The organism is Rhodococcus sp. 14-2470-1a (genome assembly GCF_002259425.1).
Lineage (GTDB): Bacteria > Actinomycetota > Actinomycetes > Mycobacteriales > Mycobacteriaceae > Rhodococcoides > Rhodococcoides fascians_E.
In genome coordinates this window covers 112231-127040 of sequence record NZ_NPFZ01000034.1, presented here as the reverse complement: position 1 = coordinate 127040, position 14810 = coordinate 112231, and the positions used below count along the sequence as shown (strand labels likewise).

13 protein-coding genes and 1 riboswitch are annotated in these 14810 nt (G+C 65.4%); of the genes, 7 read left to right on the top strand and 6 right to left on the bottom strand.

The genetic code is table 11. The features are described from left to right. Nucleotides 1–22 precede the first annotated feature (22 nt). Complete coding sequence (locus CH292_RS24460; protein ID WP_094655920.1) at nt 23–1825, top strand: penicillin-binding transpeptidase domain-containing protein; 1803 nt, start codon at nt 23–25, stop codon at nt 1823–1825. Here the strand turns inward: CH292_RS24460 and CH292_RS24455 are convergent. After that, nucleotides 1822–2688, bottom strand: a complete 867-nt coding sequence (locus CH292_RS24455; RefSeq protein ID WP_179278075.1) for a LuxR C-terminal-related transcriptional regulator — start codon at nt 2686–2688, stop codon at nt 1822–1824. The two genes, CH292_RS24460 and CH292_RS24455, sit on opposite strands and share 4 nt — an antisense overlap. Before the next feature lie 109 nt (nt 2689–2797). Between CH292_RS24455 and map the strand changes: the two genes are divergently transcribed. After that, complete coding sequence (gene map, locus CH292_RS24450; protein WP_019664224.1) at nt 2798–3673, top strand: type I methionyl aminopeptidase; 876 nt, start codon at nt 2798–2800, stop codon at nt 3671–3673. 145 nt (nt 3674–3818) lie between these two features. After that, nucleotides 3819–5327 (top strand): cobyric acid synthase, encoded by a 1509-nt coding sequence (locus tag CH292_RS24445; protein WP_094655918.1) that lies wholly within the window; start codon nt 3819–3821, stop codon nt 5325–5327. 14 nt (nt 5328–5341) lie between these two features. Here the strand turns inward: CH292_RS24445 and CH292_RS24440 are convergent, their stop codons facing one another. From CH292_RS24440 to CH292_RS24430, 3 genes are read right to left on the bottom strand one after another with little or no spacing between them, the layout of a single operon-like run. Beyond that, on the bottom strand, nt 5342–6037 hold the full coding sequence (locus CH292_RS24440) for an ABC transporter permease (RefSeq protein ID WP_094655917.1): 696 nt from the start codon (nt 6035–6037) through the stop codon (nt 5342–5344). Continuing rightward, on the bottom strand, nt 6034–6990 hold the full coding sequence (locus tag CH292_RS24435; RefSeq protein ID WP_019664221.1) for an ABC transporter ATP-binding protein: 957 nt from the start codon (nt 6988–6990) through the stop codon (nt 6034–6036). The genes CH292_RS24440 and CH292_RS24435 overlap by 4 nt, the downstream gene beginning before the upstream one ends. Next, on the bottom strand, nt 6987–7349 hold the full coding sequence (locus CH292_RS24430) for a GntR family transcriptional regulator (protein ID WP_026347629.1): 363 nt from the start codon (nt 7347–7349) through the stop codon (nt 6987–6989). The genes CH292_RS24435 and CH292_RS24430 overlap by 4 nt, the downstream gene beginning before the upstream one ends. 143 nt (nt 7350–7492) lie before the next feature. Here CH292_RS24430 and CH292_RS24425 point away from each other — a divergent pair, with 143 nt between their 5' ends. Continuing rightward, nucleotides 7493–8059 carry an alpha/beta fold hydrolase gene (locus CH292_RS24425; protein WP_019664219.1) on the top strand — a complete coding sequence of 189 codons (567 nt, stop codon included), beginning with the start codon at nt 7493–7495 and terminating at the stop codon, nt 8057–8059. A 9-nt stretch (nt 8060–8068) separates the two neighbouring features. Here the strand turns inward: CH292_RS24425 and mtr are convergent, their stop codons facing one another. Together mtr and CH292_RS24415 are read right to left on the bottom strand one after the other, a co-directional pair. Continuing rightward, nucleotides 8069–9457: a mycothione reductase gene (gene mtr / locus CH292_RS24420; RefSeq protein WP_019664218.1), complete on the bottom strand. Its 1389-nt coding sequence runs from the start codon at nt 9455–9457 to the stop codon at nt 8069–8071. Next, nucleotides 9454–10494, bottom strand: coding sequence for an alpha/beta hydrolase (locus CH292_RS24415; protein ID WP_026347628.1), 1041 nt, complete (start codon nt 10492–10494; stop codon nt 9454–9456). The genes mtr and CH292_RS24415 overlap by 4 nt, the downstream gene beginning before the upstream one ends. Nucleotides 10495–10673: 179 nt before the next feature. Here CH292_RS24415 and mqo point away from each other — a divergent pair, with 179 nt between their 5' ends. The 3 genes from mqo (at nt 10674) to CH292_RS24400 (ending at nt 14805) form a co-directional block, all read left to right on the top strand. Continuing rightward, nucleotides 10674–12185 (top strand): malate dehydrogenase (quinone), encoded by a 1512-nt coding sequence (mqo, locus tag CH292_RS24410; protein WP_037162880.1) that lies wholly within the window; start codon nt 10674–10676, stop codon nt 12183–12185. A gap of 12 nt (nt 12186–12197) precedes the next feature. After that, nucleotides 12198–12674 carry a GNAT family N-acetyltransferase gene (locus tag CH292_RS24405; RefSeq protein ID WP_019664215.1) on the top strand — a complete coding sequence of 159 codons (477 nt, stop codon included), beginning with the start codon at nt 12198–12200 and terminating at the stop codon, nt 12672–12674. An 11-nt stretch (nt 12675–12685) separates the two neighbouring features. Beyond that, nucleotides 12686–12835: riboswitch (adenosylcobalamin (AdoCbl) riboswitch) on the top strand. A 44-nt stretch (nt 12836–12879) separates the two neighbouring features. Continuing rightward, on the top strand, nt 12880–14805 hold the full coding sequence (locus CH292_RS24400; RefSeq protein WP_094655916.1) for a magnesium chelatase subunit D family protein: 1926 nt from the start codon (nt 12880–12882) through the stop codon (nt 14803–14805). The last annotated feature ends 5 nt before the right edge of the window (nt 14806–14810 follow it).

Below are 14810 nucleotides of genomic sequence, written 5' to 3'. Positions count from 1 at the left end.
TCGCCGAACTACGATGGGCGCAATGGAATTCTCGGGTCTTCGTCGTTGCCTCGTGGTCGCGGCTGCGTGTGTCGTGGTGACGGGATCTGCAGTGGCGTGCACGCCGAGCCCGGCGGGACCCGAGCCTGCGGCGCAGGCATTCCTCGATGCGTTCTCTTCCCAGGACATCGACGCCGCGGCCGCGGACACCGACCGTCCGGACGTCGCGTCCGCCGCGCTGTCGGATGCATGGAACAACCTGCAAGCTGAATCTTTGCAAGCCACAACCACTTCGGTTCGCGTCGACGGGGACACGGCCACCGTCGGTTACACCTACGAGTGGCAACTGCCGAAGGAACGGGTGTGGACGTACGACGGTGAACTCCGTATGGGACGCACCGACGGGCAGTGGGGTGTGCGGTGGACTTCCACCGACATTCATCCAGGCCTGGGCGAAACGCAGACGATGGCTCTGCGGTCGACGGCACCGCCGCGTGCGCGGGTGAACGAGCGCTCCGGCACCGACGTGTTGGTTCCGGGCGTCGTGCATCGCATCAAGGTGACCGCCGACGAGTCGGACAACATCGTCGCGACGGCCACGAACCTCGCCCGCCTTCTCGCTCCGTTCGACTCCAGCATCTCGGCGCAGAGCATCGTCGAGTCCGCGACGTCCGTCGACGGTGCGTACCCGGTTGCGCTGCTCCGAGACGAGGACTATCGAACAGTCGCGGCGGCACTCTCCGGACTGTCGGGAGTATCGGCGTCGGACGAATCGGATCTGCTGTCCACCGACAGGAACTTCGCTCCCGACCTGGTCTCCCAGGTCAAGAAATCCGTCATCGACGAGGTCGACGGCAAGGCCGGGTGGAGTGTGGTGACGGTCAACCGGAACGGCGTGGACATCGACGTGTTGACCGACACGCCGCCCGAACCCGCGCCGTCGTTCTCGATCAGTCTCGATCGCAACATCCAGGTCGCGGCACAGAACGCGGTCGATGCACGCGCCGAACAGGCGATGATGGTGGTGATCCAGCCGTCGACCGGTGCCGTTCTCGCCGTCGCCCAGAACAAGGAAGCGGACAGGGACGGACCCGTTGCATCCGCCGGCCTGTACCCGCCGGGATCGACCTTCAAGATCATCACTGCCGGTGCCGCCATCTCCAACGGGCTCGCGGGCCCGGAGACCACGGTTCCGTGCCCCGGTCGCATCGAGATCGGCGAACGCAGCATCCCGAACTACAACGAGTTCTCGCTCGGAAACGTCTCCATGGGAACGGCGTTCACGCGCTCCTGCAACACGTCGTTCGCGAAGTTGGCGAGCGAGATGGCGCCGGACGCGTTGACGGTGGCTGCGTCGCAATTCGGCGTCGGACCTGAGTACGACGTGGTCGGACTGCCGACGGACTCCGGTTCGGTACCGCCGGCCGAGGAGTTGGTGCAGCGCACCGAGGACGGTTTCGGCCAGGGCAAGGTGGTGGTGTCCACCTTCGGCATGGCGTTGGCGGCGGCGACGGTGGCCAACGGCTCGACGCCGGTGCCCACTCTCATCGTCGGTCGGGAGACCACGATCGAGGGGGAGCACCCGCAGATCGAACCTGCGATGGTCGACGGTCTTCGCGGCATGATGCGCTCGGTGGTGACCAGCGGAACGGCCGAGCGGATCGCCGACCAGGGGGAGGTCTACGGGAAGACGGGTGAGGCCGAGGTCGACGGTGGATCGCACGCGTGGTTCGTCGGCTACCGAGGGGATCTGGCGTTCGCGACCCTGGTGGTACGCGGCGGTAGCTCGGACAACGCGGTGGCGGTCACGCGCCAGATGTTCGAGCAGTTGCCCGCCGGTTACTAGGGGAGAAGGCCCAACCGGCGTGCGGCGACCACCGATTCGTGGCGTGTGCGCGTGCCGGTCTTGCTCATGATCGACCGAAGGTAGGACTTGACCGTCTCCGGCTTGAGTGACAGCCTCGCGGCTGCCTCCGCGTTGGTGCAGCCCAGTGCTATCTGCGCGAGAACGTCGGTTTCGCGAGCGGAGAGTGTCACGTCCGATTCCACGTCGGGACCGCGCAACGAGCCTGCGATGCGGTCGGACAGTTCCACGAGCCGTGCTGCCACGGTTTCGTCGATGTCGGATCCCGATAGGGTGCGCAATTCGGCGTGGATCTCGCGCAGGGTCTCCGTCGCCGACGTCGAGGGCGCAGCGGGGTGTGCGGAGACGCTGTCCATCAGGCGCAACCGACGGTCGACTTCGTCGCGGACGGCGATTTCCTGCGCCAGCCGCTTCGATGCGCGGATCATGCTGTCCGCCACGCGGTCGCCCATGGGTCCGCGTTCTCGGATCGCTGCGTACATCACCGCCCGTGACGCTCCCGCGACGACGACAGGAACAGCCAGAATCGATTGCAGACCCTCGCCGAGGACCGGCTGATCGTAATCGTGGGTGATGTACATCGACGCTCGGTAGTCGCTGACCGCGGCGGGACGACGTTGATCCAGCACTCGGCCGCCGAGGCCGGACCTGCTCGGAATGACGAGTCCGTCGAGACCTCGTGTTCTGGTGCCGTGGAAGTGGCTGAGACACAGTGTGTGCGAGTCGACTTCACCGCCGAACACGACCGGGACTCCCGACGCGTCGGCGATGTGCCTCAGTTCGGCACGCAGCGCATCCCCGTCACGTGGACGAAGAACGCCGTCACGTGTGCGGGGGCGTGGCATTTCGTCGGTCGACACGTCGGGCTCCTCGGGGTCCTGTGACCTGCATCATAGCGGGTGGGGTATCGGGCCGTGACGATCGGGTTCGAGGCTCACCGACTACCCTGGACGCATGTCTGTGACCGCCGAGAGCAAGCCGCGCCAGCCACTCGTGCCGGGTGTCGTATCACCGGTTCTGTCCGTTCCCGCGTCGATCGAAAGACCGGAGTACGCGTGGAAGCCGACAGCGAACGAAGGCAGCGAGCCGTGGGTTCAGACGCCCGAGGTGATCGAGAAGATGCGGGTCGCGTCCACCATCGCCGCTCGCGCGCTCCAGGAAGCGGGTAAAGCCGTTGCACCCGGTGTGACGACCGACCAACTCGACCGCATCGCGCACGAGTACATGATCGACCACGGTGCGTACCCGTCGACGTTGGGCTACAGGGGATTTCCGAAATCGTGCTGCACGTCCCTCAACGAGGTGATCTGCCACGGCATCCCCGATTCCACCGTCGTTCAGGACGGTGACATCGTCAATATCGACGTGACTGCCTACATCGACGGTGTTCACGGGGACACCAACGCAACATTCCTCGCCGGGAACGTCTCCGAGGAGGCGCGGTTGCTCGTCGAACGCACGCACGAAGCGACGATGCGTGCCATCAAGGCAGTCAAGCCGGGGCGCGCGCTCAACGTCGTCGGCCGCGTCATCGAGTCCTACGCGCATCGTTTCGGTTACGGCGTCGTGGAGGATTTCACCGGCCACGGCATCGGCACCACGTTCCACAACGGCCTGGTGGTGCTGCACTACGACCAGCCGTCGGTGGAGACCATCATCGAGCCGGGCATGACCTTCACGATCGAGCCGATGATCAACCTGGGCACCATCGACGGTGAGATGTGGGACGACGGCTGGACGGTGGTGACACGGGACCGCAAGTGGACCGCGCAGTTCGAGCACACCCTCGTCGTCACGGACACGGGCTGCGAAATTCTCACTCTGCCGTGAGTGGAGCCTGCGGAACGAACCTCGTTGTGAGGGCTCTGAGTGGAGCCCGCGGAACGAACCTCGTTGCGAAGGCTCCGAGTGGAGCCTGCGGAACGAACCTCGTTGTGAAGGCTCCGAGTGGAGCCTGCGGAACGAAGTTCGGGTTGTGACGACTCTGGGCGGTGCGCTACTGGTTGCGGGTACGACGTCCGATGCGGGCAAGAGTGTGTTGGTGGCGGGCCTGTGCCGGATGTTGGCGCGTCGCGGTGTGTCCGTGGCGCCGTTCAAGGCGCAGAACATGTCCAACAACTCGGTGGTGACGCTCGACGGCGGGGAGATCGGGCGGGCGCAGGCACTGCAGGCTGCGGCGTGCGGTCTGGAGCCGAGCGTGCGGTTCAATCCGGTTCTGCTGAAACCGGGAAGTGATCGGACGTCGCAGTTGGTGGTGCGTGGACGCGCGGTGGCGCAGGTGTCCGCGTCCACGTACATCGAGCACCGGCAGGCCTTACGTACTGTCGTCGCCGCCGAGCTCGAGTCCCTTCGCCGCGATTTCGACGTGGTGATCTGCGAGGGTGCGGGGTCGCCTGCGGAGATCAACCTACGTGCAACCGATCTCGCGAACATGGGGCTGGCCACCGCTGCTTCGATACCGGTGGTGATAGTCGGCGACATCGATCGCGGCGGAGTGCTGGCTCATCTCTACGGAACGGTCGCGGTACTGTCGCCCGAGGATCAGGCGTTGATCAAGGGGTTCGTGATCAACAAGTTCCGAGGTGATCCGGCGTTGCTGCAGCCGGGACTGGACCAACTTCGATCGCTCACGGACAGGCCGACGTTCGGTGTCGTGCCGTACTGCGAAGAACTGTGGATGGACGCCGAGGATTCGCTCGGGGTGGTTGCCGACGCGCCGGTGGGGCGTCCGTCGCGTCCGGTGGGCGGGCAATGGCTGCGGGTGGCGGCGATCCGGCTGCCCCGCATATCCAACACGACGGACGTCGAGGCGCTTGCATGCGAGCCAGGCGTCTCGGTTCAGTGGGTGACGGAGCCGTCGCGGCTGCCCGACGCCGATCTTGTGGTCGTGCCGGGAAGCAAGGCGACGTTGTCCGATCTCGCGTGGTTGCGCAGGACAGGTCTGGCGGAGGCGCTCGAGGAACGTGGCCGCACCGGTCGGCCCGTTCTGGGCATCTGCGGCGGGTATCAGATGCTGGGGCAGACCATTTCGGACGGAATCGAATCCGACGTCGAGAAGGTGGACGGATTGGGCCTTCTCGATCTCGACGTCGAATTCCGTGCGGACAAGGTGCTGGCACGTGTGGAGGGTTCGTCGGCTCGGTTCGCGGATTCGGCCGTGTCGGGCTACGAGATTCACCACGGCCGCGTCGTACGTACCGGCGATTCGCCGCTGCTGACGTACGCCGACGGTACATCCGAGGGCAGTGTGCGCGGGTCGGTGATGGGTACGCACTGGCACGGAGTGCTCGAGTCCGACCACTTCCGTCGCGAGTTTCTGCGCTGGGCGGCTCGACTCTCCGGGCGGTCGGGGTTCACGGTGTCGCCGGCCACCAGCGTCGGGCAGCTTCGTCAGGAACAACTGGATCTGCTGGCGGATCTCGTCGAGCAGAACGTCGACGTCGACGCCCTGCTCGGTGTCATCGAGCGAGGCGTCGACGCCTGAGTGCCGACGTTTTTTCAGGGTGTTGCCGACCGCAACCCTGCCCATCCGGTGACCGCGAACAGTCCGGCGAGAAGCAGAGGTACGACGCCCAGCAGTACGAGCGCAGGCGTGTCGAGGAAGAACCGTCCTACCTGCGGCCACCAGCGTTGCCATGTGACGAGGATGGCGCCACCTCCGACGAGGACGACGGTGCCCAGGCCGATGGCGAGGACGCCGTTCACTCGGTATTGCTGATAGGCGACTCCCAGGAACAATCCGATCGCGGCGACGAGCAGCAGCGTCGCGAACAAGCCGAACCACTGCACGGCTGGATTGTCCGTCACGTATCGGACGATTCCGAACATGCGCAGTTTGACGCCGAAGCCTCCGGTGGCGGATTCCACGGCGGACAGAATCCACACGACGGTCGCCAGTACTGCAGATTGAACGACGCCGACGAGTGCCGTGGCGGAGAAGAATTCGCGTCTGGTCACAGATATTCCGAGCGCGAACGGGAACGTCTGGGTCACGGCCTGCAGATAGAACCCCACCGCAAATCCGTACATCGAGAACAGCGCACCGGTGAAGTTGTAGTCGCTGTCGGTGGTGGGTATCAACGCGAAGATGACGTAGCAGATGGCGAACGAGATGGCGAGGATTCCGAGAGGCCAGCCGATGATCAGCGGCCATGCGACCGTGTGCAGACGAGCGACGTCGAACGTTCGTTTCATGAGACCGACTCCTTGGTGGCGTGATCGGATGTGAGGGAGGCGCCCCGGCCGTACGCGGTGGTGTTCCGAATGACCAACTGCTGCAGCGACAGTGGTTCGGCGGCGAGGCCGAGCGAGGATGCGTGTGCTCGTTGCGCGTCGGTGAGGGCAGCGTCGATACTGACCCTGGCCATGGACCCGAGTGACTCTCGGTGCAGCACGGTGTGATTAGCGACGAACTTCTCGACGGCGTCCGCGGCGCCCGATATCACGAATGCGCTGTGGCGTAGAGCGTCGGCGTCGGCATCGATGACGATCCGCCCCTTGTCGATCAGCAGCACGTGCTCGATCAGGTCGCTCACCTCGTCGATCAGGTGGGTCGACAGCACGATTGTGCGCGGGTTCTCGGCGTAATCGGCCAACAGGCGGTCGTAGAACATGTGTCTCGCGACAGCGTCGAGTCCCAGGTACGGTTCGTCGAAGAACGTCAGCGGTGCACGTGACGCCAGCCCTATGACGATTCCGAGCGCGGAGGTCATACCGCGTGAGAGCTTCTTGACCTTGCGCGACGGCGGCAGGTCGAAATCGCGGACCAGGTCGTCGGCGAAGGCCTGATCCCAGTGTGGGAGAAGCCGTGCAGCGCAGGTGAGTACGTGACGGACCTTGAAGTCGTCGGGGTACTTCTGGCTTTCCTTGACGAAGCAGACGTCGGCCGAGACCGCGCCGTTCTCGAACGGCGGCATCCCGAACACCTCGACGGTGCCCGCGCTCTGGCGATTCTGCGCCGTGAGCAACTGCATGACCGTCGTCTTGCCTGCGCCGTTGCGACCGAGCAGACCGTAGATCTTGTCGGCGTGCAGGTCGAAGTCGACACCGTCGACTGCGGTGAAGTCCCCGTAGGTCTTGGTGAGGTTGCGGACCGAAGCGATGACTGGAGTGTCGTCGACCACGGTGAGGTCGTGACGGGCGTTCATGGTGCTTCCTCCCAGTTGTCGAGCATGGACTTGAGTTCGTCGACGGTCACGCCGAGCTTGCGTGCCTCGGTGACCAACGGCCTGATGAATTGATCGGCGAAATCGTCTCGGCGACGAAATCTCAATGCGTCGCGGGCGCCGGTGGTGACGAACATGCCGATCCCTCGTTTCTTGTAGAGGATTCCGTCGGCGACCAGCTTGGCCAGACCCTTGCCTGCGGTTGCGGGGTTGATGCGATGGAAGGCAGCCAGCTCGTTGGTCGAGGGGACCTGGCTCTCCTCGGCGAGTCCGCCGTCGATGATCGAGTTCTCCACCATCTCGGCGATCTGGATGAAGAGCGGGCGACCTTCGTCCATCAGTGCGAGCTCCATGAGCCCGGGTGGTTAAGTGGTTCGTTACTCATGTAACTAACCATATAACCCGGATCGGGGTAACGCAACAGCGAGGAGCAAAGTGGTCCGTTGTGGATCGGCGGCATCGGGGTGCAGTAGCGTCGTATCCCATGGATCACAAGCACGTTGCAGCCCGCGGCGGGAGCTGCACCCTGCGCATCGCCGGTCCGGAATCGCGGCACGTCGTGCTGCTGCTCCCCGACGCAGGCGATGCCCCCGATGTGTACGACGGCGTAGCCGAGCGGCTGCACAACTCGGACCTCAAAACCGTTGCGGTGGAGGACATCGACGGGCTCGACCACGATGGAGTGCTCGAGTTGCTGACCGAACTCGGGTTGCCCTGGGTGCACCTCGTCGGCAGCGGAGTGGGCGCGGAGCTGGCCTGGGGCCTCGCAGCACGCACGTTCGGAAAGTTCACGTCACTGGTGGTGTGCGACCGAACCCACCCCGCCATCGCCGACGAGAACGGAACCGTGCGCGCAGCCGACTGCCCGGCCGTGGAGATCCCGACGACACTCGTGATCGGCAGGTCGACCAAGGCGCCGGGGGCCGACGCCAGTGGCCGCCTCGTCTACGGCGATTTCCGTGTCGTCCGACTCGACGGTGTGGACAACATTCCCTCGGCCGCGTCGGCCGAGCTCGCCACGGAGATCGTGCTGCGCACCAGCCCCTGGTGACCTAACGAATCAGATGTCCAGGCCGAGGAGCGCGTTCTCGACCACCTCGGGCAGGCCCGGGTGGATCCAGTACTGGCCTCGTGCCATGTCGGAGACGGTGGTGCCGAAACTCATGGCCTGGATGAGTGGTTGGATCACCGTCGGAGCCTGGGCACCGATGACGTGGGCGCCGAGAATTCGACCCGTCTTCTTCTCTGCGACGATCTTGCAGAATCCGTCGCGATCCTCCATCGCCCAGCCGTATGCGACGTCGCCGTAGTCCTGAATCTTGACGGCGATGTCGAACCCTTCGTCGCGCGCCTGCTCCTCGGTGAGCCCGACCTCGGCGATCTGAGGGTGCGTGAACACCGCGGCGGGGACGAATCGGTGGTCGAAGGCACGCAGCGACGAGGTGTCGTTCCACTCGTGCTGCAGGAGGTTGTGCTGAACGACTCGGGCTTCGTGGTTCGCGACGTGCTTGAGCTGGTACTCCGACGACACGTCGCCGAGGGCGAACACGCCGTCTGCGGTGGTGCGGCCGAATTCGTCGACGACGATCCGTCCTTCGTCGTCGAGCTCGATGCCTCCTGCCTCCGCGCCCAATCGATCGCCGTTGGGCTCACGCCCGACGGCGACGAGCAGGACGTCGCCCAGCACACGGGTTCCGTCCTTCAGCTCGAGGCCGACGCGCTCGCCGTCCGAGACTGCGGACACCTCGCCCGAGTCCAGGTGGACGTCCCAGCTTCGCTGCGCCAGCTCGGTGAATCGGGTGGACACGTCGACGTCCAGCCCGCGCAGCAAGGCGTTCTTGCGGGCCACGATCGACACCTTCGAACCGAGTGCGCCGAAGACATGAGCGAATTCGGCTGCGATGTAGCCGGATCCGAGGATGACGAGGTGCTCGGGGAGCTCGGGGAGCCGCATGACGTCGCTGTTGGTGTAGTAGCGGACGCCGGACTCGGCGACCGCGTCGGGAATCACCGGACGGGACCCGGCGGCGACGACGACCTGATCGGCCGTGATGACCGAGCCGGTTCCGGTGTCGATCGTGCGGGGACCGACGAACGTGGCGTGACTGCTGAACAGGGTGACGTTGGGGCTGCCGTTCTCGCGGTAGTCCTTGCCTCCGGCGGCGATGGGGTCGATGCGGCCGAACACGCGGTCGACGATGTCCGGCCAGCGCACCTTGTCGATCGACGCATCGATGCCGTAGCGCGAGGAATCACGGATGGTCTGTGCGACCTCGGAGGCGTACACGAACATCTTGGTGGGAATGCACCCGACGTTGAGGCAGGTGCCCCCGAACGGCGAATGCTCCTCGAACAACGCGACTTTCAGGTCGGCGAAGCGTTCGTCGGCAATGGAGTTTCCCGACCCCGATCCGATGATCGCAATGTCGAAGTGCTCGGGTGTGGTCATCGAATGGTTCCGATCTCGCTGTGGTTCTGTCCGGATTCGCGGTCTATGTGGGCGCTGCGGTACAGCCAGTCGATCCACTCGTTCATCTCGTCGAACGCCTGCTTCCGGGGCGTCTCCTTGGACAGAAAGACGTCGTGACGAGCCCCCTCGATGGGAACGATGGTGGTCCGGTCGCCGAGGCATCCGGCCCACCGTGCGATCTGACGCACGTCGAGAACGGCGTCGGCCGCGTCGGTCTGCGAGCTGTACTTCCGCGAGAAATGCGTGACCTTGGAGCGGAGAATCAGCGACGGAACGCCGATGTCGAGGCCGCGGTGCAGTGTCGCGTGTCCGTGCCGGATCGCTCGGATCCAGCCGAACGTGACGGGGAACCCGGCCAGCGGCTTCCAGTCGAGGTTGTACTCCCATTCGCCCTGCTCCGACGCGGCGAGCGACACGCCGTAGGTGTCGAGGCCGGTGCCCGGCACGGGAGTCTTCGCCTTCACCCGGCCGATGACGTCGATCGCGGTCGTTCCGACGCTTCTGATCGCAGACGGTCCCTGTAGGTCGAACCACGGGCTGTTGAGCACGACTCCGTCGATTCCCTGCGCGGCTGTCCCGCCGCTCCTGCGATTGAGCCTGTCCAGCCACAGCGGAAGGATCAGTCCTCCGGTGGAGTGTGCGGTCAGTAGTACCGACCCGCCTCCGGTGTCCTGGCGAACCAGAGACAGAGCTTCGGTGAGTTCGGCGTCGTACATCTCGAGGTCGGTCACGAAGTGCGGCGTCTGTCCCTCGCGCAACGAACGTCCGCATTTACGCAGGTCGAGCGCGTAGAACGCAAAACCTTTGGCTGCGAAATGCTCGGCGAGGTGTTGCTGGAAGAAGTAGTCGGTGTACCCGTGCACGTAGATCACCGCGCGACGAGCAGAATCCGTCCCCGACGGTTGATACCGCACGAGGGTCGCTTCGACCGTCCCCTCGCCGTCGGGGTCGTCGCCGAGCGTGATGGTGGTCTGTTCGTAGCCGTCGCCGAGGACATCGGGCACCCAGGTAGTCACAGATCACAACTGTAGTAGGAGCGTCGGGCGGCGTACGAGGAGCACAATCGGAGCAGGGCTTTTCAGGCGCGTCGAATCGGGTACGTACGGACGGGTAACGTAACCGCCACCGAAAAGTTGAACAGTCGAAGCAGTCAGTCGCCGAGCGAGAACTCACGGACAAGGAAGTCGATTCTCCAGTGTCAAAAGAACAGCAGGTCAAGACCGACGTGGTTCTCGTCGGCGCCGGAATCATGAGCGCCACCCTCGGGGCTTTGCTGAAGCAGCTCGAACCCGAGTGGTCGCTGGACGTGTACGAGCGACTCGACGCGGCCGCTGCCGAGAGCAGTGACGCGTGGAACAACGCCGGCACCGGCCACTCCGCTCTGTGTGAGCTGAACTACACCCCGCAGAACAAAGACGGTTCCGTCGACATCGCCAAGGCGCTGAACGTCAACGAACAGTTCCAGGTGTCGCGTCAGTTCTGGGCGCACAGCATCGAATCCGGCGTGCTGAGCGACCCGAAGAACTTCATCAACCCGATTCCTCACGTCAGCTTCGTCCACGGCGAGTCGAACGTGAAGTACCTCCGTGCCCGGTACGACGCACTGGCGTCGAACCCGCTGTTCGAAGGCATGGAGTACATCGACAGTCCGGACGAGTTCACCCGGCGGCTGCCACTGATGGGCGCGGGCCGCGATTTCTCCGACCCTGTCGCTCTGAACTGGAGCGACGAGGGCACCGACGTCGACTTCGGCGCGCTGACCCGTCAGTTGCTCAACTACATCTCCGGGTCCGGGGGCACCGTCCACTTCGGCACCGACGTCACCAACATCACCAAGCAGTCCGACGGCACGTGGAACGTGAAGATCGCGAACCTGCGGACCGGTGAGAAGAAGACCGTCAACGCCAAGTTCGTCTTCGTCGGAGCAGGCGGCGGTGCTCTGCATCTGCTGCAGAAGTCCGGGATCAGCGAGATCAAGGGCTTCGGTGGGTTCCCCGTCAGCGGCGAATGGCTGCGCTGCACCAACCCGGACCTCATCGCCCAGCACTCGGCGAAGGTGTACGGCAAAGCGTCCGTCGGTGCGCCGCCGATGTCGGTGCCGCACCTCGACACACGCGTCATCGGGGGTAAGCCCGGACTACTCTTCGGCCCCTACGCAGGGTGGTCGCCGAAATTCCTGAAGCAGGGCAAGTTCACGGACCTCCCCAGCTCGGTCAAGCCGGGCAACCTGATGTCCATGCTCGGCGTCGGTGTGACCGAGCTCGGTTTGGTGAAGTACCTCGTCGGCGAGCTCGCGCAGTCGGCAGCCGATCGCGTCGAGACCCTGCGTGAGTTCGCGCCCCAAGTCGTCGGTAAGGACTGGGAGCTCGTCACGGCCGGTCAGCGTGTGCAGGTGATTCGCAAGAAGGGCCGCGGCGGAGTGCTCGAGTTCGGAACGGCTGTCATCAACGCGGCCGACGGCTCCATCGCGGGTCTGCTCGGCGCGTCGCCGGGTGCGTCCACCGCGGTGCCGGCGATGCTCGACGTGCTGCAGCGCTGCTTCGGCGACCGCTACGACGGTTGGCAGCCGAAGCTGAAGGAGATGGTGCCCTCGCTCGGCAAGAAGCTCGCCGAGGACCGGACGTTGTTCCGCGAGGTCTTCGATTGGACGTCGGCTCGCCTCGAACTCGGGCAGACCACCCAGGTCGCACAGCCCAGCGGCGTGTGATAGCAAGAGCTGATGACTACGCAAGCTGCTGCCCTGAAGCGTTCCTGGGCTCTGGACCTGTCCAACAAGACGTTGTACGACCTGTTGAAGTTGCGTGTCGAGGTGTTCGTCGTCGAGCAGGCGTGCGCTTACCCTGAGCTCGACGGTCGAGACCTACTCTCCGAGACCCGGCACTTCTGGCTGGAACGAGACGGCGAGGTCGTCTGCACGTTGCGCCTGCTGGAAGAGCACGACGACGGCGAGAAAGCGTTCCGCATCGGTCGGCTCTGCACACAGCGGTCTGCGCGCGGGCAGGGCCACACCACTCGCATCCTGCGCGCAGCGCTCGCCGAGGTGGGTTCGGCACCGTGCCGCATCAATGCACAGAGCTACCTCGTCGACATGTACGCCAAGCACGGATTCCTGCCCGACGGGGAGGAAGTGCTCGAGGACGGAATTCCGCACACCCCCATGCGTCGTGGGGGCGGAACTCCATGGAGCGAGGCGTAATCGGACCGGTCGTTCGACGACCAGGAAGTTGATGCGGGGAAGTCCTGTGTGAATCAGGCACGGTCCCGCCACTGTGTAGGTGCTTCGGTCCCGAGGGGCCGAAGCACCGAAGTCAGATCACCGCACAACTTCGCAGTACGCCCGCCGGATCGGCGGGCTCGTCACCTCTCCGGCGCGGAGTCCGCCGGGACGAAGGAGTTCTCTCGTGCAGCAGCCCGGCTATCCGTTCAGTGCGATCGTCGGTCAGGAGCAGCTGCGGTTGTCCCTGATCCTCTGCGCAGTCCACCCCGGCATCGGTGGTGTGTTGGTGCGCGGCGAGAAGGGGACCGCCAAATCCACCGTCGTCCGGGCATTGGCAGCGCTGCTGCCTGCCGTCGACGACGAGGGCGTCACCAGGCCTGCACGGCTCGTCGAGCTGCCCGTCGGTGCAACCGAGGATCGAGTGGTGGGCTCGCTCGATCTCGAGAAAGTGCTACGCGACGGTGAACGCGCGTTTCAGCCGGGTCTGCTGGCGGCGGCGCACCGTGGAGTGCTCTACGTCGACGAGGTCAATCTGCTGCACGACCACCTCGTCGACGTCCTGCTCGACGCGGCCGCGATGGGCCGCGTGCACATCGAGCGTGACGGTGTATCTCATTCGCACTTAGCGCAGTTCGTGCTCGTCGGGACCATGAACCCGGAAGAGGGAGAGCTTCGGCCTCAGCTGCTGGACCGATTCGGACTGGCGGTCGAGGTCACCGCGTCCCGCGATGTCGACACCCGGATGAACGTGGTGAGGCGCCGCCTGAACTACGAACGGAATCCCGAGGAGTTCGCGGCCGAGTTCGCCGACTCCGACGCGGAGATTGCACGGAAGATCGTGCATGCACGCGAGGCGCTGGCCGATGTGGTGCTCGACGACACCGAGCTGCGCCGAATCGCCGCTCTCTGTGCCGCTTTCGACGTCGACGGTATGCGAGCCGACCTGGTCGTGGCTCGCACGGCCACGGCGCACGCCGCCTGGCGCGGCGCCGACGCCGTCGCCGAATCCGATGTCCGGGTCGCCGCGGAACTCGCGCTGCCGCACCGGCGTCGGCGAGATCCCTTCGACGAACCGGGTATCGACGAGTCGGCCCTCGACGACGCGATGCGGGATGCCGCCGAGCAGGCGGAGTCCTCCGCCGAGTCGGATCCAGGACCCGACGACGACGGAGGTGGAGACGGTGGCGGAGACGACGGGGGCGGAGACGACGGTGGCGGCGAACCGCAGCCCGATCCCGGGCCACAGACCGGCACGTCGTCGACGGACGAGCCCGACGCCCCCGAGAAACAGGCGAGTGAGCGAGACGCCGCAACACCCGGCGAGAAGTTTCGTGCGCGATCGATCGAGGTTCCCGGCGTCGGGGAGGGAGCCCCGGGTCGCAGGTCCAGGGCGCGCTCCCCGCAGGGACGCGTCGTGCGGTCGACGACGGAGCCGGGCAAGGGACTACACCTGGTGGGGACATTGTTCGCTGCCGCGGAGTCTCAGGTCGCGCGAGGTCGACAGTCCGGCCGATTCGTGTTGCAGCCGTCCGACCTTCGGGGTGCGGTGCGTGAGGGCCGCGAAGGCAACCTCATCGTCTTCGTCGTCGATGCATCCGGTTCCATGGCGGCACGGGATCGTCTCTCCGCGGTCACCGGTGCAGTTCTGTCGTTGCTGCGTGACGCGTACCAGCGACGAGACAAGGTCGCGGTCATCACTGTTCGCGGTCGGGACGCCGAGTTGGTGCTGCCTCCGACGTCGAGCGTCGACGTCGCCGCCACACGACTGCGAAGAATGAAGACCGGCGGCAGGTCACCGCTTGCTCAGGGATTCGTCACGGCGCGCGACGTCGTTCTGCGTGAGAAGGTTCGCGACCCGCTGCGCCGTGCCCTCGTGGTGGCGATGACCGATGGGCGCGCGACGGGCGGACCGGATCCGGTGGGTCGCGCGCGCACAGCGGCATCCCGCATCGCGGGTGATCACATCGGTTCCGTCGTCGTCGATTGCGAGTCGGGGATGGTTCGGCTCGGATTGGCCGCCGAGTTCGCCCGCCACCTGCAGGGCGGGTACGTCCGTCTGGCCGATCTGTCGGCCGAGCGCGTCGCCGCCGTCGTACGCGCGGCCGCGTAGGAAGG